This window comes from Mycobacteriales bacterium (assembly GCA_036497565.1).
GTDB lineage: Bacteria > Actinomycetota > Actinomycetes > Mycobacteriales > QHCD01 > DASXJE01.
Map to the genome: position 1 here is coordinate 1 of DASXJE010000080.1, position 22,191 is coordinate 22,191.

Consider the following 22,191-nt stretch of genomic DNA (forward strand, 5'->3'; position numbering starts at 1 on the left):
GGCTCGAGGTTGTCGAGGTTCGTCAGCACCTGCTGCCCGCCGGTCTTGGCGGCCATCGACAGGATCGGGTTGAGAATGTAGTACGGGTACTTGCCCTGGAAGGTCCACGGCGAGATGCCAGACTTCTTGATCTTCGCGCACAGCGCGAGCATGTCGTCCCAGGTCTTCGGGTATTCCCAGCCCTTCTGCGCAAACAGTGTCTTGGAATACCAGATCGCGTTGACCGTGTAGACGTAGTTGAGGATGTAGGGCTTTCCGCTGAACAGCCCCGAGTCGTAGACACCAGGCAGCAGGCTGTCCTTGACCGTCGTGTTGGGGTCGTCCACGGACGGCGAGTTGAACATCGCCGAGAGGTCCTGGATCTGACCCTTTGCGACCAGGGTCGCCACGTCGAGGTTGCCGGCTCCGGAGTTGTCGATCACGTCCGGCGGGTTGCCGCCGACGAACCGGGGCTGCAACGTCTGGCCCAGCTGCTGACCGGAGCTGTGGTGGACCTTCGCCTTCGGGAACGCCTTGGAGTACAGCGACTCGTCGTACTTCGCGTAGTCATCGCCGTAGCCGCCCTTGAAGATGAACACATCCAGTGGTGCGTCCGGCTTCACACCGAGCGGGTTGGTGGTGCTCTTCTTGGTCGTGCCGACGTTCTGATTCCCGCCGCCACCGGAGGTCGCGCAGGCGGACAGGACGGCGCCGGCAGGAACGACCAGTGCGCCGGCCGCAGCCGCCCGTCGGAGGAAGGCCCGCCGACTGACCCCCGATTGCCCGAAGATGTTGCTGTTCATGTGGTGCCTCGCCTTCCGGTTACGCGGCCCGCCGGTGAGGTCCGGCGGCCCCGCACGTGCAGGGGTGTGGTGATGGTGGTGGGTGTATCGGGAGCGCGGACATTACCGTGCGGCCCCGGTCCTCGGTATCCGTCGATCGGGTGGGTCACCGGCGCCTCCGGCCCTTGCGGACCACCGGTCCGGAGCCGGATCCGGCGCCGGGCCCGGGCCCCGCCCCGTCGGTGACCCGGTGCGCCTCGACCGCCTTCGCCGTGGCCCGCAGTGCCGCCGTGGTGCGCTGGTGCGTGCGCTGGGCGACGGCGACGTAGACGACGTCGACGACGGTGAGCTGGGAGTGCCGCGCCGCGATCGACCCCGGCCGGAAGCTCGTCTCGTAGACCGCCGTCGTCAGGACCAGGTCGGCGACCCGGGCGAGCGGCGAGCGGGCGAAGTTGGTCAGCGCCACCGTCGTCGCACCGTGGCTGGCCGCCTCCGCGAGCATCTGCACGGTCTCGGTGGTGCGGCCACTGTGCGAGATGGCGAGTGCGACGTCGCCGGGATCGAGCAGCGCGGCACTGGTGAGCCCGTCGTGCACCTCCGCCCACGCCCAGGAGCGCATCCCGATGCGATGCAGGCGCAGGTGCAGTTCGCGGGCCACGGTGGCGCTGTTGCCGATGCCGTACACGTCGATCCGGCCGGCCACCGCCATCGCGGCCGCGACCTGCCCGACGACGCCGACGTCGAGTTGGGCGACGGTGTCCTGGATGGCCCGGACATCCGCACCGGCCACGACATTCGCGACCGCGTCGATCGGGTCGGTCGGCAACACCTCCCGGCCGATGTCGACCTCCCACCCGGCCCCGGCCGCCCGGCCGGTCTCGCTGGCGATCTGCAGCCGCAGCGCCGAGTAGCCGTCGAAGCCGAGGGCCCGGCAGAACCGGGTCACCGTCGCCGGCGACGTGCCACTGCTCTCCGCGAGTTCGATGATGGTCGCGTGGGCGGCGCCCGGTAGGTCGGCGAGCAGTCGCTCCCCGACCCGCCGCATCGCGCCGGTCGATTCCGCGATCAAAGTCTGGGTGCGGCTCAGCACGCTGACCGGCGCCCCCGTCGACCCGGCCTGGACGACGGGCAGCGTCATCGGCGGCGTCCTCTCCGGTGGATGAACGAAGTTCAACGGGGGTCACGAGGTGAAAAAGATTCTTCGATCAGGGCCCCAGATGTCAAGCATCTGAGCATGATTTTCACCGTGTCGTAACACGCCGTCAGGTCAGCGGGCGGCCAGAGCCTCCGCGACCAGCGGTGCCAAAGCGCGAAAAGCCTTGCCCCGATGGCTGATCGCGTCCTTCTCGGCGGCCGACATCTCGGCCGTGGTCCGGGTCTCGCCGTGCGGGCGGAAGATCGGGTCGTAACCGAACCCGCCGTCACCCCGGGGCTCGCGCAGGATCACCCCGTCCACCTGCCCGTGCACGACCCGCTCGGTGCCGTCAGGCAGCACCAGCGCCGCGGCGCACACGAACGCCCCGCCCCGTCGTTCGTCGGGAACGTCCTGCAGTTGGTCGAGGACCAGCCGCAGGTTGGCCGCGTCGTCGCCGTGCCCGCCCGCCCAGCGGGCGGAGAGCACGCCCGGCATCCCGCCGAGGGCATCGACGGTCAGTCCGCTGTCGTCGGCCACGGCGGGCAGCCCGGTGTGCGTCGCCGCCTCGCGAGCCTTGAGCAGGGCGTTGTCGGCGAAGGTGGCACCGGTCTCGGGCACCTCGTCGTACGCCGGGACGTCGGCCAGGCCGACGAGTTCCAGGTCGACCGTCGCGGCGAGGATCCGGCGCAGCTCGGCGAGCTTCGCGCCGTTGCGGGTGGCGAGGACGAGCCGGTGACTCATCCGTCCAGGTTTTCCTCGAGTGCCTTCAGCTGCAGCCGGGTGAGCTCGGCGCAGCCGGTCACCGCGACGTCGAGCAGGCCGTCGAGCTCGGACCGCCCGAACGCGGCGCCCTCGGCGGTGCCCTGCACCTCGACGAAGTCGCCGGTGCCGGTGCAGACGACGTTCATGTCGGTGTCGGCGGCGACGTCCTCCTCGTAGCAGAGATCGAGCCGCGGCTCGCCGTCGAGAATGCCCACGCTGATCGCGGCGACCGACGTGTGCAGCGGCTTCGGCCGGGCCAGGGACCCGCGCCCGGCCAGCCAGCCGACAGCGTCCGCGAGCGCGACGTAGGACCCGGTGATGGCGGCCGTGCGGGTGCCGCCGTCGGCCTGGAGCACGTCGCAGTCGACGGCGATCGTGTTCTCTCCGAGCGCCGAAAGGTCGATGCAGGCCCGCAACGACCGGCCGATCAGCCGGCTGATCTCGTGGGTGCGCCCGCCGATGCGGCCGCGGACCGACTCGCGGTCGCTGCGTGTGTGGGTCGCCCGCGGGAGCATCGAATACTCGGCGGTGACCCAGCCGAGGCCGCTGCCCCGCCGCCACCGCGGCACGCCTTCGGTGACGCTGGCGGCGCACAGCACGCGGGTGTCGCCGAAGTCGATCAGGGCGGATCCCTCCGCCCAACGCTGCCATCCGCGCAGGATCCTGACGTCACGGAGCTGGTCCGGCCGGCGGCCGTCGGGTCGGCTCATGAGCAGAACCCTACGGCCCGTCAGATCGCGTACGTCGCCGCGGGCACCGCCACCTCGACGGCGCCGTCGAAGACCGCCGACGCGTCGTCGAGAGTCCGTATCGGGTCGTTCCACGGCGGGATGTGGGTGAGGACCAGCCGGTCGACCCCGGCCCGGGCCGCGTGCTCCCCCGCCTCGCGACCGGTCAGGTGCAGGTCGGGCGGCGCGTCATCCTCGGCGGCGAAGGTGGCCTCGCACAGCAGCAGGTCGGTCCCCCGGGCCAGCTCGACCAGCGCGTCGGAAACGCCGGTGTCGGCGGAGTAGGTCAGCGACCGCCCGGCCGCCTCCACCCGCGTGGCGTAGGTCTCGACCGGGTGGTTCACCCGCGCCGTGGTCAGCGTGAACGGCCCGATCTCACGCCGCCCGTCGGCCAGTGCGGAGAAGGCGAACACGTCGTCGAGCCCGCCGTCCGGCGGCCCGTAGGCCGTGGTCAGCCGCCGGGCCGTGTCGCCCGGGCCGTGCACCGGCACCGGCGGCCGCGGACCACCCGGCGCGTAGCGGCGGTGCACGACGTAGGCGCACATGTCGAGGCAGTGGTCGGCGTGCAGGTGGGACAGCAGCACGGCGTCGACGAGCGACGGGTCGAGATGGCGCTGCAGCGCGCCGAGCGCACCGTTGCCGAGATCGAGCAGCAGGTGGACACCGTCGTGTTCGACCAGGTACGACGATGCCGGCCCGGCCGGGCCGGGCATGCTGCCCGAACACCCGACGACGGTCAGCCTCACGAACTCACCGCGCCGAAGTCGGCGGGCTCCACCATCGCGATCTCCGGCCCGAGGAAGCGCCGGCCGAGCCGGGCGAACGGCGCCGGATCGCCGGTGGCGAGGAACCGGTGCCGCGGGGCGGGCAGGTCGGCCGGCCGCAGCGCGTCGCGCTCGGTCAGCACCCGGAAGACGTCCTTCGCGGTCTCCTCGGCGCTGTTGACCAGCGTCACCTGGTCGCCCATCACCAGCGAGATGACGCCGGCGAGCAGCGGGTAGTGCGTGCAGCCGAGCACGACGACGTCGACGTCGGCCGCCTGCAACGGGTCGAGGTAGGTCTGGGTCAGCCCGAGGATCTGCCGGCCGCTGGTCGTCCCCCGCTCGACGAAGTCCACGAACCGTGGGCAGGCCACGCCGTTGACCTGCACCTGCGGCGCCGCCGCGAAGGCGTCGTCGTAGGCGCGGCTGGCGATGGTCGCAGCGGTGCCGATGACACCGACCCGGCCGGTGCGGGTCGCGGCCACCGCCCGGCGTACGGCGGGGACGATCACCTCGACGACCGGTACGTCGTAGCGTTCCCGGGCGTCACGCAGGCAGGCCGCGCTCGCCGAGTTGCAGGCGATGACCAGCATCTTCACGCCGGTCGACACGATGTGATCCATGACCTCGAGGGCGAACTTGCGCACCTCGGCGATGGGGCGCGGACCGTAGGGCACGTGGGCGGTGTCGCCGACGTAGCGGAGTTCCTCGTGCGGCAGCTGGTCGAGGATGGCCCGGGCGACGGTGAGCCCGCCGACGCCCGAGTCGAAGATGCCGATCGGCGCGTCGGGCGAGACGCTCACGACGAGCCGGCCAGGGCCTCGGCCGTGATCTCCTCGACGGTCCCGGAGCGCCGTGCGCGTTCGGCGGCGAACACGGTGAGGTGGGTCTCGAGCGTCTCCGCCGGCCCGGACCGGATGTTGCCGGGGTTGCCGGTCGCCAGCGCCGTGACGAAAGCGTCCACCAGCCCGGCGTCGCCGCCGCCGTGCCCGCTGGCGGTGTCCGACCCGGCCGACGTCACGTCGAGCACCTCGGTGCGGCCGGTCACGAAGTCGAGCACCGAGATCCGCTCGCCGTCGCCGTCGATGCGCCCCCTGGTCCCGAAGACCTGGGTACGCCGGTGCGCGGCCTCGGAGAATGCGGTCATCGTGAACGTCGCGGTCACGCCGCCGTCGAACTCCATCGCCACCACCTGGTGGTCGACGACGTCGTTGTCGCAGTGGTAGACGCAGCGGCCGTAGGGGCCGTCCCGCAGCGCCTCATCGACACCGTCCTCGGTGAGGTCGTCGGTGATGACCGACAGCGGCCAGCCCAGCCGACCCTCGGCGAGCAGACCGCGGTAGAGCCGCGGTGCGGAATACGGGCACTCCGGCTCGACCGCGCAGTCGAGGCACCGGTCGCCCGAACCGACCGGGGCGTGCTCGGGACGGAAGTGGGCCAGTCCGCCGAAACTGGAGACCCGCGTCGCGGGCCGGCCGACGATGTAGCGCAGCCAGTCGAGGTCGTGGCAGGACTTGGTCATGAGCATGAACGACGATGTGTCCTCGCGCCGCCAGTTGCCACGGACGTAGGAATGCGCCTGGTGCCAGAAACCGACCGGCTCGAGGTGCTGGATGTTGACGACGTCGCCGATCCAGCCGGAGTCGACGGCCTGCTTGAACGCCCGGGTGTAGGGCGTGTAGCGCATCACGTGGCAGACCGCGAACATCACGCCGGCCCGTGTCACCGCGTCGACGATGGTGCGGCACCCCTCCTCGGTCGGGGCCATCGGCTTCTCGAGCATGAGGTGGTAGCCGGCCTCCGCGAGGGCGACGGCCGGCTCGACGTGGTGGTGGTCCTGGGTGGTGACGATCGCCGCATCGGCGATCTTGCCCGCGGCGGCGAGCTCCTTCCAGGATTCGAACACCATCTCCGGCGGGATGCCGTGGGCGGCGACGATCGCTTCCCGCTGATGTTCCCGCGGCTCGGCGACCGCGACGACGCGGGCGCGCTCGGGGTGCTCGGCGATCCACGAGGCGTAGACCGAGCCACGCTGCCCGGCACCGACCAGAGCGAGCGTCACGGGACCGTCGGGGCGCAGCGGAGAGGAGGTCACGGCGTCAGCCTAATCTCCCCGCCGGATTTCCCGGTGACGGCAGGCTAGGCCCAGAGCTGGCCCTCGAGCGCGTTCTCCGCGTCCGCGAGGGTGCCGGCGTAGGCGCCGGTGGACAGGTACTTCCAGCCGCCGTCGGCGACGATCAGCGCGATGTCGGCCCGCTGTCCGGCCTGCTCGGCCCGGTGGGCGCAGGCCAGGGCGGCGTGCAGGATCGCTCCGGTGGAGATGCCGGCGAAGATCCCCTCCACCTCGATCAGCTGCCGGGTCCGCAGCAGCGCGTCGCGGGAGCCGACCGAGAACCGGGTGGTGAGCACGGTGTCGTCGTAGAGCTCGGGGACGAACCCCTCGTCGACGTTGCGCAGCCCGTAGACCAGCTCCCCGTAGCGCGGCTCGGCGGCGACGACCTGGATCCCCGGGACGTGCTCACGCAGGTAGCGCCCGGCGCCCATCAGCGTGCCGGTGGTGCCGAGCCCGGCCACGAAGTGGGTGATCGACGGCAGGTCGGCGAGCAGCTCCGGGCCCGTGGTGGCGTAGTGCGCCTCGGCGTTGGCCGGGTTGCCGTACTGGTAGAGCATCACCCAGTCGGGGTGGTCGGACGCGAGTTGCTTGGCGACCGCGACGGCCTCGTTGGAGCCGCCGGCCGCGGGTGACGAGATGATCTCCGCGCCGTACATCTCGAGCAGCTGCCGGCGCTCGGTCGAGGTGTTCTCCGGCATCACACAGATCATCCGGTAGCCGCGCAGCCGGGCCAGCATCGCCAGTGAGATCCCGGTGTTGCCGCTGGTCGGCTCCAGGATCGTCGCGCCGGGCCGGAGCAGACCGTCCTTCTCCGCCGCCTGGATCATGAAGAACGCCGCCCGGTCCTTCACCGACCCGGTCGGGTTGCGGTCTTCGAGCTTCGCCCACAGCCGTACGTCGCCGGACGGCGACAGGCGGGGCAGACCCACCAGCGGAGTGCCGCCGAGCGAGTCGAGCAGCGAGTCGTAGCGGGCCATGACGGCCTCAGCCCCCGGCGACCGCGGGGAGGATGGTCACCGAGTCGCCGTCCTTGACCTTGGTGTCCAGGGCGCCGGTGAACCGCACGTCCTCGTCGTTGACGTAGACGTTGACGAAGCGGTGCAGGCCGCCGTCGTCGGTCACCAGCCGGCCCTTGATGCCGGGGTGCCGGCCGTCGAGGTCGGTGAGCAGCGAGCCGAGCGTGTCGCCGGCTCCTTCGACGGCCTTCTCGCCGCCGGTGTAGCTACGCAGGATGGTCGGAATACGAACGTCGATAGCCATGGAAGGCTTGCTCCTCGGGAGAAATCGCGATGGTCGGCTGACTGTGGCCGCGTGCGGCCGGCGCGTCTAGGACGGCGGACAGTCGTAGACGACCTCGGCCGGCGTGTGGCCGAACATGTAGGACTGGACCACCTCGACCGGCTCCTCGGTGACCACACCGTCGATGATGCGGAACGACCGGAACTCCGTGGTCGCCGGGTCGCGGGTGGAGACCAGCACGTAATGGGCGCCGGGCTCCTGCGCGTAGGACACGTCGGTGCGGGACGGATAGGCCTCGGTGGCGGTGTGCGAGTGGTAGATCACCACCGGCTCCTCGCCCCGGGCGTCCATGTCCTTGTAGAGCCCGAGCAGGTCGGCGGCGTCGAACTCGTAGAAGGTCGGCGACCGCGCGGCGTTGAGCATCGGGACGAACCGCTCAGGTCGGTCACTGCTCTCCGGACCTGCGACGACACCGCACGCCTCGTCCGGGTGATCCTTGCGGGCGTGCGCGACGATCGCGTCGTGGGACGCCTGGTCGATACGCAGCACGTCACCTAGTTTACCCAGACAGCGCAGTGACCAACTCGTCCTGCAGGCCGGTGAGCCAGTGATAGACGAGATACGGCGCCGCGCCCGCCTCACCGGGCTCGTAACCCCCGAGCATCTCGGACTCTTCGGACACTCCGAGCCGCGTTCCGAGCACCAGCCGCACGTCGTTGAGTGACGTGAGCCACGCCCCGGCCTCCTCGTCGCCGAGCTTGACCTTGCCGCCGCCGTCCGGGATGGACCCGAGGACCTGCTCGGCCGCCTCGGACTTGGTCTGGCGCAGCGACCCCTCGGTGAGCCGCCGCAGCTCGGCGGCGGCCTGCGGGTCGTCGCGGTAGCCGTCCGGGAGCAGCCGGGCGAGAGCCGGGTCCGTCGGCGGGATGCCGTCACTGTCGGTGAGGCCGGCCATCTCCTCCAGCGGGTCGCCGCTGCCGGCGTCCGGGGGCGGTTCGAGCAGCGAGCGGACGTCGCTCACCACGGCCCGCAGCAGGGCCGCCTCGTCGCCGTCCACGGTGAGCGTGAGCGTGCCGCCCCGTCGCCGGATCGCCGCCACGGGTCAGTCCTTGCGCAGCGTGGCCCACAGGCCGGCCGCGTGCAGGCGGGACACGTCGTACTCCATCTGCTCCCGGGTGCCGTGCGACACCGCGGCACGCCCCTTGTGATGTACGTCGAGCATCAGCTGGGTCGCCTTTTCCTTGGGGTAGCCGAAGAGCTTCTGGAACACGTAGGTCACGTAGGACATGAGGTTGATCGGGTCGTTCCAGACGATGGTGACCCACGGCCGGTCGATGACGGCCTTCTCCTCGATGTCCGGCATCTGCTGGACGTCGGCCTCCTCGACCTCGCCCGGCGCGACGCTCACCCGCACGTTCATGGGTACATGCTGCCACCGGAGACCCCATTCGCGAACGCGGTCCACATCCTCGCCGACCACTAACCTGGCGAGGTGGAGTCGACGGCGCTGCTCACCGACCAGTACGAGTTGACGATGCTCCGCGCGGCCCTGCGGGCGGGGACGGCGCATCGGCAGTGCGTCTTCGAGGCCTTCGCGCGGCGGCTGCCCGACGGGCGGCGCTACGGCGTGGTCAGCGGCACCGGCCGCCTGCTGGAGGCGATCGAGGCGTTCCGTTTCGACGTCGACGACCTGGCCTTCCTCCTGGACGCCCACATCATCGATCCGGACACCCGCGACTGGCTGGCCGACTACCGGTTCGCGGGCGACGTCGACGGATACGCCGAGGGCGAGCTGTATTTCCCGGGCTCGCCGGTGCTGACGGTCCGCGGCAGCTTCGCCCAGGCGGTGCTGCTGGAAACCATCGTGCTCTCGATCCTCAACCACGACTGCGCCGTCGCGTCGGCCGCCGCCCGGATGGTGGTCGCCGCCGGGGACCGGCCGTTGATCGAGATGGGGTCGCGGCGCACCCACGAGCGGGCCGCCGTCGCCGCGGCGCGGGCGGCCTTCATCGCCGGGTTCGCGGCGACCTCCAACCTCGAGGCCGGTCGGCGCTACGGCGTCCCGACCACGGGCACCGCGGCGCACTCCTTCACGCTGCTCGACGACGAGAGCAACGCGTTCCGGGCGCAGGTCGACACGCTCGGCGCCGGCACCACCCTGCTGGTCGACACCTACGACATCGCCGAGGGCATCCGGCGGGCGGTCGAGGTCGCCGGCCCCGGGCTCGGCGCGATCCGGATCGACTCCGGCGACCTCGGCGGGCTCGCCAAGGAGGCCCGCCGTCAGCTCGACTCCCTCGGCGCGACCAAGACCCACATCGTCGTGACCAGCGACCTCGACGAGTATTCGATCGCCGCGCTCGCCGCGGCGCCGGTCGACTCCTACGGCGTCGGGACGACGCTGGTCACCGGCTCGGGCGCACCGACCGCGGGAATGGTCTACAAACTGGTCGAGGTCGACGGTCGTCCGGTCGCGAAACGCTCGGAGCACAAGTCGTCCCGCGGTGGACGCAAGGTCGCCGTACGCCGGCACAAAGCCAGTGGCACGGCCACCGAGGAGGTGATCCGCGCACAGGCCGACCCGTCCGAGCAGCCGGGCGACCGCCCGCTGCAGATGCCGCTGATGCGCGGCGGGCGGCCGGTCGACAGGCTGCCGACACTGGCCCAGGCACGGGAGACCATGCGCGCGCGCATGGTCTCGGTGCCGTGGGACGGGACGAAGCTCTCCCGCGGCGAACCGGCCATCCCGACGACCTTCGAGGGCGGTCCGCGATGACGACGGCGGTCATCGTCGCCGACGTGCAGAACGACTTCTGTGAAGGCGGGAGCCTCGCGATCGCCGGCGGCGCGGCCGTCGCGGCACGGATCAGTGCGCGGCTGGCGGGCGACCCGGCCGACTACGTGGTGGCGACCCGCGACCATCACATCAGCCCCGGCGCGCACTTCGCCGACCACCCGGACTTCGTCCACTCCTGGCCGCCGCACTGCGTCGTCGGTACCGCGGGTGGCGAGTTCCACCCGGCCCTGGCCACCGACCGGATCGAGGCGACCTTCGTCAAGGGTGAGTACGCCGCGGCGTACAGCGGGTTCGAGGGCCGGACCGGTGACGTGACGCTGGAGCAGTGGCTCCGCGGGCACGACGTCGACCGGGTGGAGGTGGTCGGGCTGGCCACCGACCATTGCGTCCGGGCGACCGCGCTGGACGCGGTCCGCCTGGGTCTCGTGACGACCGTGCGCCTCGACCTGACCGCCGGCGTTGCCGCGCCGACCACGACGGATGCGGTCGACGAGATGCGGGCCGCCGGAATCGTGCTGCTCGGAGAACCCGTCGTGACCGGCTGATCCGGCGTCAGCCGGCGGTGGTCGAGCGGACCAGATCGCCCGCGTCGGCGGCCTCGATCTCGTCGCGGGTCACCCCGAGGACGAAGAGGATGACGTCGAGGTAGGGCTGGCGTAGCTCGGTGTCGGCGACCCGGGCCAGCGCCGGCTTGGCGTTGAAGGCGATGCCGAGCCCGGCCGCGGCCAGCATGTCGATGTCGTTGGCTCCGTCGCCGACCGCGACGGTCTGGCTGAGCGGCACCCCCGCCTCCGCCGCGAAGCGACGTAACGCGCGCGCCTTGGCCGGCCGGTCGACGATCTCTCCCACCAGCCGGCCGGTGAGTCGGCCGTCTGCGACACCCAGGGTGTTGGCGACCGCGAAGTCGAGCTCGAGGTCCTCGGCCAGACCGTCGGTGACCTGGGTGAACCCGCCGCTGACGATGCCGCAGCGGTAACCCATCCGCTTGAGGGTGCGCACGAGGGTCCGCGCGCCCGGGCTGAACTCGAGCTCCGCCCGCACCTCGTCGCAGACCCGCACCGGCAGCCCTTCGAGCAGCGCCACCCGCTCGCGCAGGGCCCGCGCGAAGTCGATCTGACCGGTCATCGCGAGATCGGTGATCCGGGCCACCTCCGTCGCGCAGCCGGCGCGCTCGGCCAGCAGTTCGACCACCTCGCCCTGCACCAGGGTGGAGTCGACGTCGAGGACCACCAGGCGCTTCGAGCGCCGGTGCAGGCCGGCCCGCTCAACCGCGATGTCGGTCCCGGTGCCGGAGGCGGCCTCCGCCAGCGCGGTCCGCAGCTGCCGCGAGTCCGCACCGGAGACCATCAGCTCCAGGCTGGTCACCGGGTAGTGCGACAGCCGGGAGATCGTGTCGATGTTGCCGCCGACCTCGGCGATCCGGCGGGCGAGCTCCCCCACCGCGCCGGCGCGCAGCGGGCGGCCGATCACGATGACGTGGTGCCGGTCGGTGCGCGGACCGAGGTCGGCCTCGTCGTCACCGAGGAAGACGTCGACCTCCAGGCCGAGCACATTGCCGGCCCGGGTGGCCGAGGTGCGCAGTGTGCCGGGGTCGCCACGCAGGGCCAGCAGGATCCCCAGCACGAGCCGCTCGCGGATCACCACCTGCTCGACGTCGAGCACCTCGACGTCGTGCGCGGCGAGCGCCGCGAACAGCGCCGAGGTCACCCCGGGGCGGTCCCGGCCGGCGACCGTCATCAGCACGGTGTGTGGATTCATGACAGTTCGACCTTACTGCCCGGATGCCGCAGACCGAGGCCCGCCGCAGCTCGAAGGAGGGCGCTCAGGTCGGGTCCGGATCCTTCTTCCCCTGCCGATCGCCGTGTCCGAGCAGCCCGTCCGACGTGCCCGCGGTCGTCAGGGCGGAATCGCCCCTGCTGCGGGAGTGCGCCTCGGCTTCGAGTCTTTCCATCAGGTGCGGGTAGTGCAGCTCGAACGCCGGCCGCTCGGAACGGATGCGGGGCAGGGAGGTGAAGTTGTGCCGCGGCGGCGGGGAGGACGTCGCCCACTCCAGCGAGTTGCCGTAGCCCCACGGGTCGTCGGCGGTCGCGATCTCGCCGAAGCGGTAGGACCGGTAGACGTTGTAGGCGAAGGGCAGCGTGGACGACCCGAGCAGGAACGCGCCGATCGTGGAGACGGTGTTGAGCGTGGTGAAGCCGTCGGTCGGCAGGTAGTCGGCGTAGCGCCGCGGCATGCCCTCGTCGCCGAGCCAGTGCTGCACGAGGAACGTCAGGTGGAACCCGATGAACGTGGTCCAGAAGTGCAGCTTGCCGAGCTTCTCGTCGAGGAACCGTCCGGTGAACTTCGGGAACCAGAAGTAGACCCCGGCGTACGCCGCGAACACGATCGTGCCGAACAGCACGTAGTGGAAGTGCGCCACGACGAAGTAGCTGTCGGAGACGTGGAAGTCCAGCGGCGGCGACGCCAGCAGAACACCGGTCAGCCCGCCGAACAGGAACGTGATGAGGAAGCCCAGCGAGAACAGCATCGGCGTCTCGAAGGTGAGCGACCCGTGCCACATCGTGCCGATCCAGTTGAAGAACTTCACCCCGGTCGGTACGGCGATCAGGAAGGTCATGAAGGAGAAGAACGGCAGCAGCACCGCGCCGGTCGCGAACATGTGGTGCGCCCACACCGTCATCGACAGCGCCGCGATCCCGAGCGTGGCGAAGATCAGGCCCTTGTAGCCGAAGCAGGGCTTGCGGCTGAAGACCGGGAAGATCTCCGACACGATGCCGAAGAACGGCAGGGCGACGATGTAGACCTCGGGATGCCCGAAGAACCAGAACAGGTGCTGCCACAGCAGCGCACCGCCGTTGCCGGCCTCGAAGATCTGCGCCCCGAGATGCCGGTCGGCCATCAGCGCCAGCAACGCGGCGGTCAGGATCGGGAACGCCATCAGGATGAGGACGGCGGTGACCAGGATGTTCCAGGTGAAGATCGGCATCCGGAACATCGTCATGCCGGGGGCCCGAAGGGTCACCACGGTGGTGATCATGTTGACCGCACCGAGGATGGTGCCCAGGCCCGCGATGACCAGGCCCATGATCCACAGGTCGGCCCCGACGTTGGGCGAGTTGATCGCGTCGTTGAGCGGCGCGTAGGCGGTCCAGCCGAAGTCGGCGGCCCCGCCCGGGGTGATGAAGCCGAGCATGACGGTGATGCCGCCGCCGAGGAACAGCCAGTAGGAGAACGCGTTGAGCCGCGGGAAGCTGACGTCCGGAGAACCGATCTGCAGCGGCAGCACCAGGTTGGCGAACGCGAACACCAGCGGCGTCGCGAACAGCAACAACATGATCGTGCCGTGCATGGTGAAGAGCTGGTTGTACTGCTCTTGGGAGAGGTATTGCATGCCCGGCCGGGCGAGCTCGGCCCGCATCATCAGCGCCATGATGCCGCCGATCGCGAAGAACGCGAACGACGTCACCAGGTAGAGCTCACCGATCCTCTTGTGGTCGGTCGTGCCGATGTAGGACAGCAGCTTCTCGCCCTTGCGCACCCGTCGCGCCGGGTAAGGCCGGCTGACGATGGGTGACGGCGCAATGGTCACGAAGCCCCTCCAGCGGATCGGTGGTCCCTCCGGAAGGATAAGGCTTCCCCGACGACGCGGACTTGCGGGTGGCCTATCGGGCGCGTCACCCGCCGGCCGCCCCATGCATGCCCCCATGCATGCCCCCATGCATGCCCTCGTCGATGGCCCGGACGGCCTCGATCGTGTCGGCCTGTCCGGGTCCCTTGTCCGCCCGGTAACCCTTGACCCGGGCGAACCGCAATGCGACTCCCCCGGGGTAGCGGGTGCTGGTCTGGACCCCGTCGAAGGCGATCTCGACGACCAGCTCCGGACGCACCGTCACCACCCAGTCGCCGCGGTCGACGGCGAGCTCGAGCAGCCGCTCGGTCTGCCAGGCGAGCATCGCGTCGGTGAGCCCTTTGAACGTCTTGCCGAGCATCACGAAGCCCCCGGCCGGGTCGCGGGCACCGAGGTGCAGGTTGGACAACACGCCCCGGCGCCGGCCGTGACCCCACTCGGCGGCGAGGACCACGAGATCGAGGGTGTGCCGCGGTTTGACCTTCAGCCAGCTGCCGCCGCGCCGGCCCGCGTCGTACGGCGCCTCCAGGGACTTGACGACGACGCCCTCGTGGCCGCGGCGCAGGGTCTCGGCGAAGAACTCCTGGGCGCCCACGGCGTCCGCCGCCACGGTGCGGCGGATCACCAGGTCGGCGGGGAGGACGGATTCGAGCGCGGCGAACCGCTCGGACTCGGGGCGCTCGAGCAGATCCACGCCGTCGAGGTGCAGGACGTCGAAGAAGATCGCGGTGAGCGGCACCGTACGGCGCAGGGCGGCGGGGTCGGCCCGGGCGCCGATCCGCGAGGCGGTGACCTGGAACCGCTCCGGTCTCCCGTCCGGGCGCAGCGCGATCGCCTCGCCGTCGAGGATCACGGTGCCAACCGGCAGCGCCCCCACAGCCTCGACGACCTCCGGCACCCGACTGGTGATGTCGTCGAGGCTGCGCGTGAACACCGCGATGTCCGAGCCGTCGCGGTGCACCTGGATCCGGACCCCGTCGAGCTTCCACTCGACCGCGGCCGGACCGGTGCGGTCGAAGGCGGCCTCGATGTCCTCCGCCGGCTGGGCGAGCATCGGCGCGAGCGGGCGGCCGACCTCCAACCGCACCGATCTGAGCCCATCGACCCCCTCGGTCAGCGCGATCGCCGCGACCGCCCGCAGGTCGCCGCGCAGCAGCACGGCCCGGCGTACCTCCCGGGAGGGAACGTCGGCGGCCTTGGCGACCGCGTCGATCATCACCCCTTCGAGTGCTCCCTGCCTTAGCTCGCCGACCAGCAGTTGGCGCAGGAAGCGCTGCTCGATCGGGGTGGCCGCACCGAACAGCTCCGCCAGCATGCGTCGGCGCACCGCCTGCGACCCCGTGCCGGACTGCCGGCCGATGCGCTCGAGCGCCGCGTCGACCTCGGGCACGGTCAGCGACTCGGTGTCCGCCGGCGGCGGGGGCTCCCGCAGCGACGCCCAGCCGACGCCGATCTGCCGCTGCCGGAGCTCACCGGACAGATAGGCCACCGCCGGGACCACCTCATCCGGGTCGAGCCGACGCAGGCACGCGGCGAGCCGCTCGACCTTCGCGATACGACCCGGGATTGCGGTCACCGCGTCCCAGGTCTCGGCCAGCTCCTGAAGCAGCACCCGCAGATCATCGCGCAGCACACCGACAACCGCCCGGTGCTGCGATCATCGCGTCGTGCCGCGCTCCCCCGATTCCGTGCACCCGCTCGCGGCGCTCCTCGCCGACGCGGCCGCGGGCCACTTTCCGCCGGTGGACGGCGGCTGGCGACGCGTGCCGCCCTGGCGTCCGGACCTGCAGGCAATCGTGTCGTTCACCGGCCACGCGGTCCTCGCCGTCGACCCCGGCATCGCCGACGAGCGACTGGTCGGGCTGGGGGTGGACGGCTTCGGCGGCGCGCACGATCCGCGGGTGATCACCGACCTGGCCGGCGCAGGTGGCTGGATCGACTCACTCGACGCCGTCCTGCTCGGCCGCGGCACCGGCGAGCGGGCCGGCCGGCCGGCGCTCGTCGCCCGGCCGGACCTGGCCGACCATCCCCGGGTGCAGTTCGCCCGGGCGATCCGGGACGACGTACGGGTCCTCGGCTACCGCGACTCGGACCGGGACGCGGTCGCCGTGATCTGCCGCGGCCTCGCGTGCCTCACCGAGATGAGCTTCGAGTTGGAGGACGACCGGCGCCGTCACGGAGGGGGTACGGCGCTCGTCCGCGAAGCTCTGAGTGCGATACCCCTCGGTCAACTGGTCGTCGCGGCCGCCGCGCCGGGCAACGCCGCCAGCCTCCGCGCGTTGCTGGCGGCCGGCTTCGTACCGGTCGGATCACTGCAATTGTTCCGCCCGGTCGGCGTAGCTTCGGTCGGGTGGAATTAGGACTGCAGGACAAGGTCGCGGTCGTCACCGGTGCCAGCAAGGGCATCGGCCTCGCCATCGCCCGCGCTCTCGTCTCGGAGGGCGTCCTGGTGGTGGCCGGCGCCCGCGGGATCAGCGCGGAGCTCGCGGATCTGGTCGATGGCGGACGGCTCGAGGCGGTGCCGGGCGACCTGTCGACCTCGACCGGTCCGGCCGAGCTCGTCGCGGTCGGGATCGCACACGGCGGGATCGACATCCTCGTCAACAACGTCGGCGCGGCGCCACCGCGGCTCGGCGGGTTCCTCGAGGTGACCGACGATCAGTGGCTCGCCAGCATGAACCTCAACCTGATGGCCGCGGTCCGGACCGTCCGTGCGGCGCTGCCGACCATGCTCGCCGCCGGAGCCGGCGCCATCGTCTCGACCGCGTCGGTCAACAGCTTTCTGCCCGACCCGACCGTGATCGACTACTGCGCCGCGAAGGCGGCGTTGGCCAACTTCTCGAAGGCATTGTCGAAGGAGGTCGGGCCGAAGGGGATCCGCGTCAACACCGTGAGCCCGGGCCCGGTCGCCACCGACCTGTGGCTCGGCGAGAACGGCGTGGCCGCCACTACGGCGCGATCGAGCGGCGTCGACCCGCGCACCGTGGCCGACACGGCGGCTAAACAGTCGGTGACCGGCCGGTTCACCCGCCCGGACGAGGTGGCCGACCTCGTCCTGCTGCTGGCGAGCGACCGGACCGCCAACGTCACCGGCGCGGACTTCGTGATCGACGGCGGTCTCGTCACCACGCTCTAGGTGTGACGGGTTCCGACGCCCGCGTCGGCGCGGAGTGACGTCGCCTCCAGCGCACAGGAGTGCACGGCCGGGCGGGCCGGCTCGTGCGGTCGGCGGGCCGGGTTGCGGATCGTGAACGCGGCCAGCACCCCGCCACCGACGCAGGCCACGGCAGCGATGAGTACGGCGATGCGGAAGCCGTGTTGCAGGGCCAACGGGTGCAGGTAGGAGTCGCCGGTGATCCCGGCGGCGACGGGCAGGACGGCGACGGCGATCAGCCCGGCGGCGCGGGCGACGTCGTTGTTGATCGCCGACGCGACGCCCGCGTGTTCGGCGGGGACCGCCCCGAGGGCGGTGGAGGTCAGCGGGGCCACGTTGATGGCCAGCCCGAAGCCGAACACGAGCACCGCGGGCAGCACCTCGGTCAGGTAGTTGCCGCCGGTATTGATGCGCACCAGCAGGGCCAGCCCGGCGGCGATGACCAACGGACCGACCGTCATCTGCAGCCGCGGGCCGATCCGCGCGGCGAGAGCACCCGACCGGGCGGAGAGCGCCAGCATGATGACGGTGACCGGAAGCAGCGCCGTACCGGCGAGCAGCGGACTGTAGCCGGCGACCTCTTGCAGCACCACGGGCAGCAGGAACAGGGTGCCGCCGAGGGCGCCGTAGACGACGAACGTGACGGCGTTGGCGGCGGAGAACTGCTTCGACTTGAAGACACCGAGGGGAAGCATCGGATCGTCGGTGCGCGCCTCGATGACCAGGAAGAGCGCCAGCAGGACGGTCCCGGCCAGCAGGGCGCACAGGACGAGCGGCGAGGTCCAGCCGTGCACGGGACCTTCGATGAGCCCGTAGGTGACGCCGACCAGCCCACCGGTGATCGCCGTGGCGCCGGGGACGTCCAGCCGGGAGCCGGTCGCCGGTGCCCGCGACTCCGGCACGTGCCGCGACGCGATCAGGACGACGAACGCGGCGAGCGGCAGGTTGATGAAGAACACCAACCGCCAGGAGACGGCGCTGATCAGCCAGCCGCCGAGGAACGGCCCCACCGCGGTGGCGACACCCCCGAGCCCGGACCACGCACCGATCGCGCGGGGCCGGTCGTCCGGGACGAAGGAGGCCTGCAGGATCGCGAGGCTGCCGGGGGTGAGCAGTGCGGCGCCGACGCCCTGCAGTGCCCGCGCGAAGATCAGCGTGGTCGCGTTGGGGGCGACGCCGCACAGCAGTGAGGCGATGGCGAACCACACCGTGCCGATGACGAAGACCTTGCGCCGGCCGAGCCGGTCGCCGAGGGTGCCGCCGAGCAGCAACAGGCCGGCCAGGGTGAGGGTGTAGGCGTTGACCACCCACTGCAGGGCCGCCACCCCGACCGTGAAGTCGCGGCCGATCGTCGGCAGCGCAATCCCGACCACGGTGGCGTCGAGCCCGGCCATGCCCGAGCCGAGCACCGTGGCCGTGAGCACCCAGCGCCCCTTCGACGTGCCGTAGCGCAGGCTGAGCGTCGACTGCGCGCCGGTCATACGTTGCTCGCGATCTTCGCTCGCGCCTTCGCCGTCTTGACGGCCGCGGTGAGCGCCTCGATGTCGTAGGCGCCGTAGTGCCGCCGCCCGTTGATGAAGAACGTCGGCGTACCCCCGACGCCGCTCAGGCCGGCGGAGTCGACGTCCTCGGCGACCCGCGAGGCGTAGACATGGCGGCGAATTTCGTCGTGGAACCGGTCGACGTCCAGGCCCAGGTCGCCCGCGTAGCGGAGCAGGTCGACCGGCCGAAGGTCGTCCTGGTGGGTGAGCAGGAGGTCGTGCATCTCCCAGAACTTCCCCTGCGCGGCGGCGGCCTCGCTGGCCTCGGCCGCGATCTGGGCGCGGGGGTGGACGTCGGTGAGTGGCAGGTGCCGCCACACGTATCGCACCTCGCCGAAGTCGGCGAGCAGCTCGCGGACCACCGGCTCCGCCTGCCCGCAGAAGGGGCATTCGAGATCACCGAACTCGACCATGGTCACCAACGACTCCGACGGCCCGCGGATGTGGTCCCGATCGGGATCGACGTCGGGGATCAGGTCGACGAGGGTCTCACCGGTCCCCAGCAGAGCGACGGCGCGGCGGGGTTGCGGGAGCAACGCGGTGAGGCGGAAGACGGCCCACGCGGCGAGGCCGGCGCACGCGGCGGCGGACAGGACGCCGAGTTTCGCCTCCTGCAACTGCGTGCCGCGGAAGGCGAGGGTGGCGATCAGGATGGCTACGGTGAAGCCGATTCCCGCGATCGCGCCGTTCCCGGCGATGGCTGCCCACCCGACGGTCGGACGCAACCGGCCGCGGCTCAGCCGGGTGACCAGCCAGGCGGTGCCGGTGATGCCGATGGGCTTCCCGGCGACGTAACCGATCAGGATCCCCAGCGTGATCGGCGAGGTGTACGCGCGGGCGAGGAACCCGCCGCTGATCGGAATGCCGGCGTTGGCCAGGGCGAACAACGGCACGATCAGGTAGCTGGTCCAGGGGTGGTAGAGCTGCTGCAGACGCTCGTTCGGCGAGACGGCGGCGACCAGCCCGATCCGCGCCGACTGGGCGAGCTCGGGGGTCGGTTGTTCCCGGAAGTCGCGGAACAGCCCGGTGGCCCGCTCGAGGTCGTCCCGCGCGGGCGGGTAGGCGAAGGTCATCAGGCCCATCGCCAGACCGACCACGACCGGATCGACCCCCGACTTGAACAACGCCACCCACACCGCCACGCCGACCAGCGCGTAGACGACGCCGGCCCGGATCCGCGCCGTACGCAGGGCGAGGAGCACTCCGAAGAGCGCGAGGGCGACGACGAGCGGCAGCAGGTCGACATTCGTGCTGTAGACGGTGGCGATGATGAGCAGCGCCACCACGTCGTCGACGACGGCGACCGTCAGCAGGAACGCCCGCACCTTGTCCGGCAGCCGACGCGCGACCAGGGCCAGCAGGCCGAGCGCGAACGCGGTGTCGGTCGACATGGCGACGCCCCAGCCGTGGGCCGAGGACGTCCCCGCGTTGACGGCGAGGTAGATCGCGACCGGTACCAGCATGCCCCCGATGCCGGCGGCCAGTGGCAGGGCGACTCGCCGGCGCTCCCGAAGTTCGCCCATGTCGAATTCCCGGCGTGCCTCCAGCCCGACGACGAAGAAGAAGAGCGTCATCAGCCCGGTGTTCACCCAGCCGCGGACGCTCTGCGTCACCCCGGAGTCGCCGATGCGGATCGAGAGTGTCGTGTGCCAGACCGTGTCGTAAGACCCGGTGTCGATGTTCGCCCAGGCCAGCGCCGCGAGTGTCGCCCCCAGCAGGATGGCCGCACTGCCGGACTCGGTCCGCAGGAACGTCCGGAGCGGCGTCTCCAGGTTGCGGGCCCACGCGGTCCGGCCGGAGTAGGGCGCGGCAGGGGCCTGCGGTCCGGTCATCGTGGAGTCCTCATCGGGGGCGGGGTGCGGCCGTCCGTGGGGAAATCGCGGCGGATTGCCAATTGTTCCGTGCCCGCCCCCTCCCGGTCGGGTTCCATCATGGCCGAGAGGCTCCACGTGCGGGGCTGAACCGGTCAGGCCTGCCCGACCCACCGCAGGTCCGGCAGGTTGACCACGATCGCCTCCTGGGTCGTCCGGGCGATGACGACGACGGCCTCATGGGCCGGATCCGGGTTCTCTTCGCGGTGCGGGACCCAGGGCGGGACGAAGACGTAGTCGCCGGGAGAGGTCTCGATCCGCACCTCCCGCCCCGGCGTATCTCCGTCATCCGGGTCGAGGAAGACGAAGACGGGGTGACCCTGCGCGACGTAGATCGCCGTCTCGGAGTGCCCGTGGTGATGGTTCTCCGACCTCGTCGCGGCCGGCACGTGGGTCTGGCCCATCCAGAGGTTCTCCGCACCGACGGTCTTGCCGCTGATGGCCTCGAGGCGACGCATTCCTGCCGTCTGCGCCGTGTCGGAGACAAGGCCGGAGGGCGCGACGTGGTGCAGTCGCTGGTGGAATGCGTCGCCTCGATCGTCGGTCATCAACCGCACGCTAGTACGGCAGCAGGCAGAGCCCCACGTGGCCGTAGGCCGGCTTGCCTGCCGCGGTTTTGCCGCAGTTGGCGGTGTTGGCCTGGTTGTCACTGGCGATCCACAGGCCGGCGCTGGTGATGAGCATGTCGTCGGCTCCCAGGCCGCGCCCCCGGGTCGGGTTGTAGGTCAGCGCCCCCGTGAGCGGGTTCAGGCCCTCCATGCCCGGAGCCACGATGCCCGGAGACTTCAGCCCGTCGCAGCCGTTGGGGTTGCTCGACCACCGCTCATGCCCACCGAAGTACGCCGTCGTGCCGTCGGCCTCCGCACTGAACAGCGAGTCGCAGCCGGTGTAGTTGATCCACAGCGCGCTCTGCGCCGCAGGCGTCGTGGTGAACGCCAGCGCGGCGTCACACGGCCCGCTGCGCACGTCGGTCGTCCTCGAGCCGAGCCCGGTAGCCGGCTTGTAGCCGGTCGTCGGGAAGTAGACCCGGGAGTCGTCCGGCGACCAGGCGCCGTCCTGCACGTAGAAGGGCTCGACCGCCGCGCAATCCCGGTCGAAGTCGTTCGACTTCCAGTTCGACACCGTCGGCGCGGTGCCGAGGTTGAGGATGAACGCCTGCCGCAGGGCGTGTCCGCCCACGGTGAGGAAGTCGCCTTCGACCAGGTCACGCGTTCCGTCGTGCGAGAGCTGCTGGTTGTAGATCCGGGTCGCGTTGCCGTTGCCCGGATAGTTGCCCGAGATGCCGAGGTCGGGCAGGTAGTTGTCGTCCCGGCCGGTGGTCAGGCTCAGGCTCACCATGTACTTCTTGGTCGAGTTGTTGACACCCGTGAAGTAGCCCCCTGCGAGCAGGTGGGAGCCGCTGATCGCCAGGGTCGCCACCCGGCCTGCCGCGCTGTGCGCGAAGGTCGAGACCACCGCGCCGGTGCCGCTCGTGGACACGGCGGCGATGTTCTTCACCGCGGTGCCGGCGATCGAGGTGAAGGTCCCGCCGAGGTACGCCGTCGCGCAGTTGGAGGACAGGACGATGGTGTCCACCTGGCCGTTGACGTTCGGGTTCCAGGAGGTGATCGTCCCGTTCGTCGCGCTGAAGGAGAACACGTTGTTGCGCGTGACGGTGGCACTGCCCTTCTTCACCTGGGTGAACCTTCCTACGGCGTACAT

23 protein-coding genes are annotated in these 22,191 nt (G+C 71.1%); 4 read left to right on the forward strand and 19 right to left on the reverse strand.

Features of this window, described 5'->3' with window-relative positions:
- The 12 genes from VGH85_07210 to clpS form a co-directional block, all read right to left on the reverse strand.
- The coding region (locus VGH85_07210) for an extracellular solute-binding protein (GenBank protein ID HEY2173586.1) at window positions 1-782 on the reverse strand (782 nt) is incomplete at its 3' end.
- 145 nt (window positions 783-927) lie between these two features.
- Entirely contained in the window at window positions 928-1,899 is a 972-nt protein-coding gene (locus VGH85_07215) for a MurR/RpiR family transcriptional regulator (protein HEY2173587.1), read from the reverse strand.
- A gap of 129 nt (window positions 1,900-2,028) precedes the next feature.
- Entirely contained in the window at window positions 2,029-2,637 is a 609-nt protein-coding gene (gene rdgB / locus VGH85_07220) for an RdgB/HAM1 family non-canonical purine NTP pyrophosphatase (GenBank protein ID HEY2173588.1), read from the reverse strand.
- Window positions 2,634-3,368, reverse strand: coding sequence for a ribonuclease PH (gene rph, locus VGH85_07225; protein ID HEY2173589.1), 735 nt, complete (start codon window positions 3,366-3,368; stop codon window positions 2,634-2,636). The genes rdgB and rph overlap by 4 nt, the downstream gene beginning before the upstream one ends.
- Before the next feature lie 20 nt (window positions 3,369-3,388).
- The gene (locus VGH85_07230; GenBank protein ID HEY2173590.1) at window positions 3,389-4,132 is read right to left on the reverse strand and encodes an MBL fold metallo-hydrolase; all 744 of its coding nucleotides are present in this window, start codon (window positions 4,130-4,132) and stop codon (window positions 3,389-3,391) included.
- Complete coding sequence (murI, locus tag VGH85_07235) at window positions 4,129-4,950, reverse strand: glutamate racemase (GenBank protein HEY2173591.1); 822 nt, start codon at window positions 4,948-4,950, stop codon at window positions 4,129-4,131. Before murI ends, VGH85_07230 begins: the two co-directional genes overlap by 4 nt.
- A complete protein-coding gene (locus VGH85_07240; GenBank protein ID HEY2173592.1) occupies window positions 4,947-6,242 on the reverse strand; it encodes a Gfo/Idh/MocA family oxidoreductase in 1,296 nt (431 codons plus the stop codon). The genes murI and VGH85_07240 overlap by 4 nt, the downstream gene beginning before the upstream one ends.
- 44 nt (window positions 6,243-6,286) lie before the next feature.
- Entirely contained in the window at window positions 6,287-7,237 is a 951-nt protein-coding gene (locus VGH85_07245; protein HEY2173593.1) for a cysteine synthase, read from the reverse strand.
- Between the two features lie 7 nt (window positions 7,238-7,244).
- A complete protein-coding gene (locus VGH85_07250; GenBank protein HEY2173594.1) occupies window positions 7,245-7,520 on the reverse strand; it encodes a MoaD/ThiS family protein in 276 nt (91 codons plus the stop codon).
- Window positions 7,521-7,586: 66 nt separating this feature from the next.
- Window positions 7,587-8,048: a M67 family metallopeptidase gene (locus VGH85_07255; protein HEY2173595.1), complete on the reverse strand. Its 462-nt coding sequence runs from the start codon at window positions 8,046-8,048 to the stop codon at window positions 7,587-7,589.
- 10 nt (window positions 8,049-8,058) lie between these two features.
- Complete coding sequence (locus VGH85_07260; GenBank protein ID HEY2173596.1) at window positions 8,059-8,598, reverse strand: DUF2017 domain-containing protein; 540 nt, start codon at window positions 8,596-8,598, stop codon at window positions 8,059-8,061.
- Between the two features lie 3 nt (window positions 8,599-8,601).
- On the reverse strand, window positions 8,602-8,862 hold the full coding sequence (gene clpS, locus VGH85_07265) for an ATP-dependent Clp protease adapter ClpS (protein ID HEY2173597.1): 261 nt from the start codon (window positions 8,860-8,862) through the stop codon (window positions 8,602-8,604).
- 129 nt (window positions 8,863-8,991) lie between these two features.
- Here clpS and VGH85_07270 point away from each other — a divergent pair, with 129 nt between their 5' ends.
- Complete coding sequence (locus VGH85_07270) at window positions 8,992-10,275, forward strand: nicotinate phosphoribosyltransferase (GenBank protein ID HEY2173598.1); 1,284 nt, start codon at window positions 8,992-8,994, stop codon at window positions 10,273-10,275.
- On the forward strand, window positions 10,272-10,841 hold the full coding sequence (locus VGH85_07275; GenBank protein ID HEY2173599.1) for an isochorismatase family protein: 570 nt from the start codon (window positions 10,272-10,274) through the stop codon (window positions 10,839-10,841). The genes VGH85_07270 and VGH85_07275 overlap by 4 nt, the downstream gene beginning before the upstream one ends.
- 7 nt (window positions 10,842-10,848) lie before the next feature.
- Here VGH85_07275 and serB read toward each other — a convergent pair whose 3' ends face one another.
- The 3 genes from serB to VGH85_07290 all read right to left on the reverse strand — a co-directional run bounded on the left by serB (window position 10,849) and on the right by VGH85_07290 (window position 15,536).
- On the reverse strand, window positions 10,849-12,054 hold the full coding sequence (gene serB, locus VGH85_07280) for a phosphoserine phosphatase SerB (GenBank protein ID HEY2173600.1): 1,206 nt from the start codon (window positions 12,052-12,054) through the stop codon (window positions 10,849-10,851).
- A gap of 64 nt (window positions 12,055-12,118) precedes the next feature.
- Complete coding sequence (ctaD, locus tag VGH85_07285) at window positions 12,119-13,864, reverse strand: cytochrome c oxidase subunit I (GenBank protein HEY2173601.1); 1,746 nt, start codon at window positions 13,862-13,864, stop codon at window positions 12,119-12,121.
- 106 nt (window positions 13,865-13,970) lie between these two features.
- A complete protein-coding gene (locus tag VGH85_07290) occupies window positions 13,971-15,536 on the reverse strand; it encodes an ATP-dependent DNA ligase (protein ID HEY2173602.1) in 1,566 nt (521 codons plus the stop codon).
- A gap of 55 nt (window positions 15,537-15,591) precedes the next feature.
- Between VGH85_07290 and VGH85_07295 the strand changes: the two genes are divergently transcribed.
- Complete coding sequence (locus VGH85_07295) at window positions 15,592-16,284, forward strand: hypothetical protein (GenBank protein HEY2173603.1); 693 nt, start codon at window positions 15,592-15,594, stop codon at window positions 16,282-16,284.
- Complete coding sequence (locus VGH85_07300; protein HEY2173604.1) at window positions 16,275-17,060, forward strand: SDR family oxidoreductase; 786 nt, start codon at window positions 16,275-16,277, stop codon at window positions 17,058-17,060. Before VGH85_07295 ends, VGH85_07300 begins: the two co-directional genes overlap by 10 nt.
- Here VGH85_07300 and VGH85_07305 read toward each other — a convergent pair.
- The 4 genes from VGH85_07305 to VGH85_07320 all read right to left on the reverse strand — a co-directional run.
- Entirely contained in the window at window positions 17,057-18,559 is a 1,503-nt protein-coding gene (locus tag VGH85_07305) for a DHA2 family efflux MFS transporter permease subunit (protein HEY2173605.1), read from the reverse strand. The genes VGH85_07300 and VGH85_07305 overlap by 4 nt on opposite strands.
- On the reverse strand, window positions 18,556-20,451 hold the full coding sequence (nhaA, locus tag VGH85_07310; GenBank protein HEY2173606.1) for a Na+/H+ antiporter NhaA: 1,896 nt from the start codon (window positions 20,449-20,451) through the stop codon (window positions 18,556-18,558). Before nhaA ends, VGH85_07305 begins: the two co-directional genes overlap by 4 nt.
- A gap of 134 nt (window positions 20,452-20,585) precedes the next feature.
- Window positions 20,586-21,038: a cupin domain-containing protein gene (locus tag VGH85_07315; GenBank protein ID HEY2173607.1), complete on the reverse strand. Its 453-nt coding sequence runs from the start codon at window positions 21,036-21,038 to the stop codon at window positions 20,586-20,588.
- A gap of 10 nt (window positions 21,039-21,048) precedes the next feature.
- A partial coding sequence (locus tag VGH85_07320; GenBank protein ID HEY2173608.1) for a hypothetical protein occupies window positions 21,049-22,191 on the reverse strand: 1,143 nt, incomplete at its 5' end.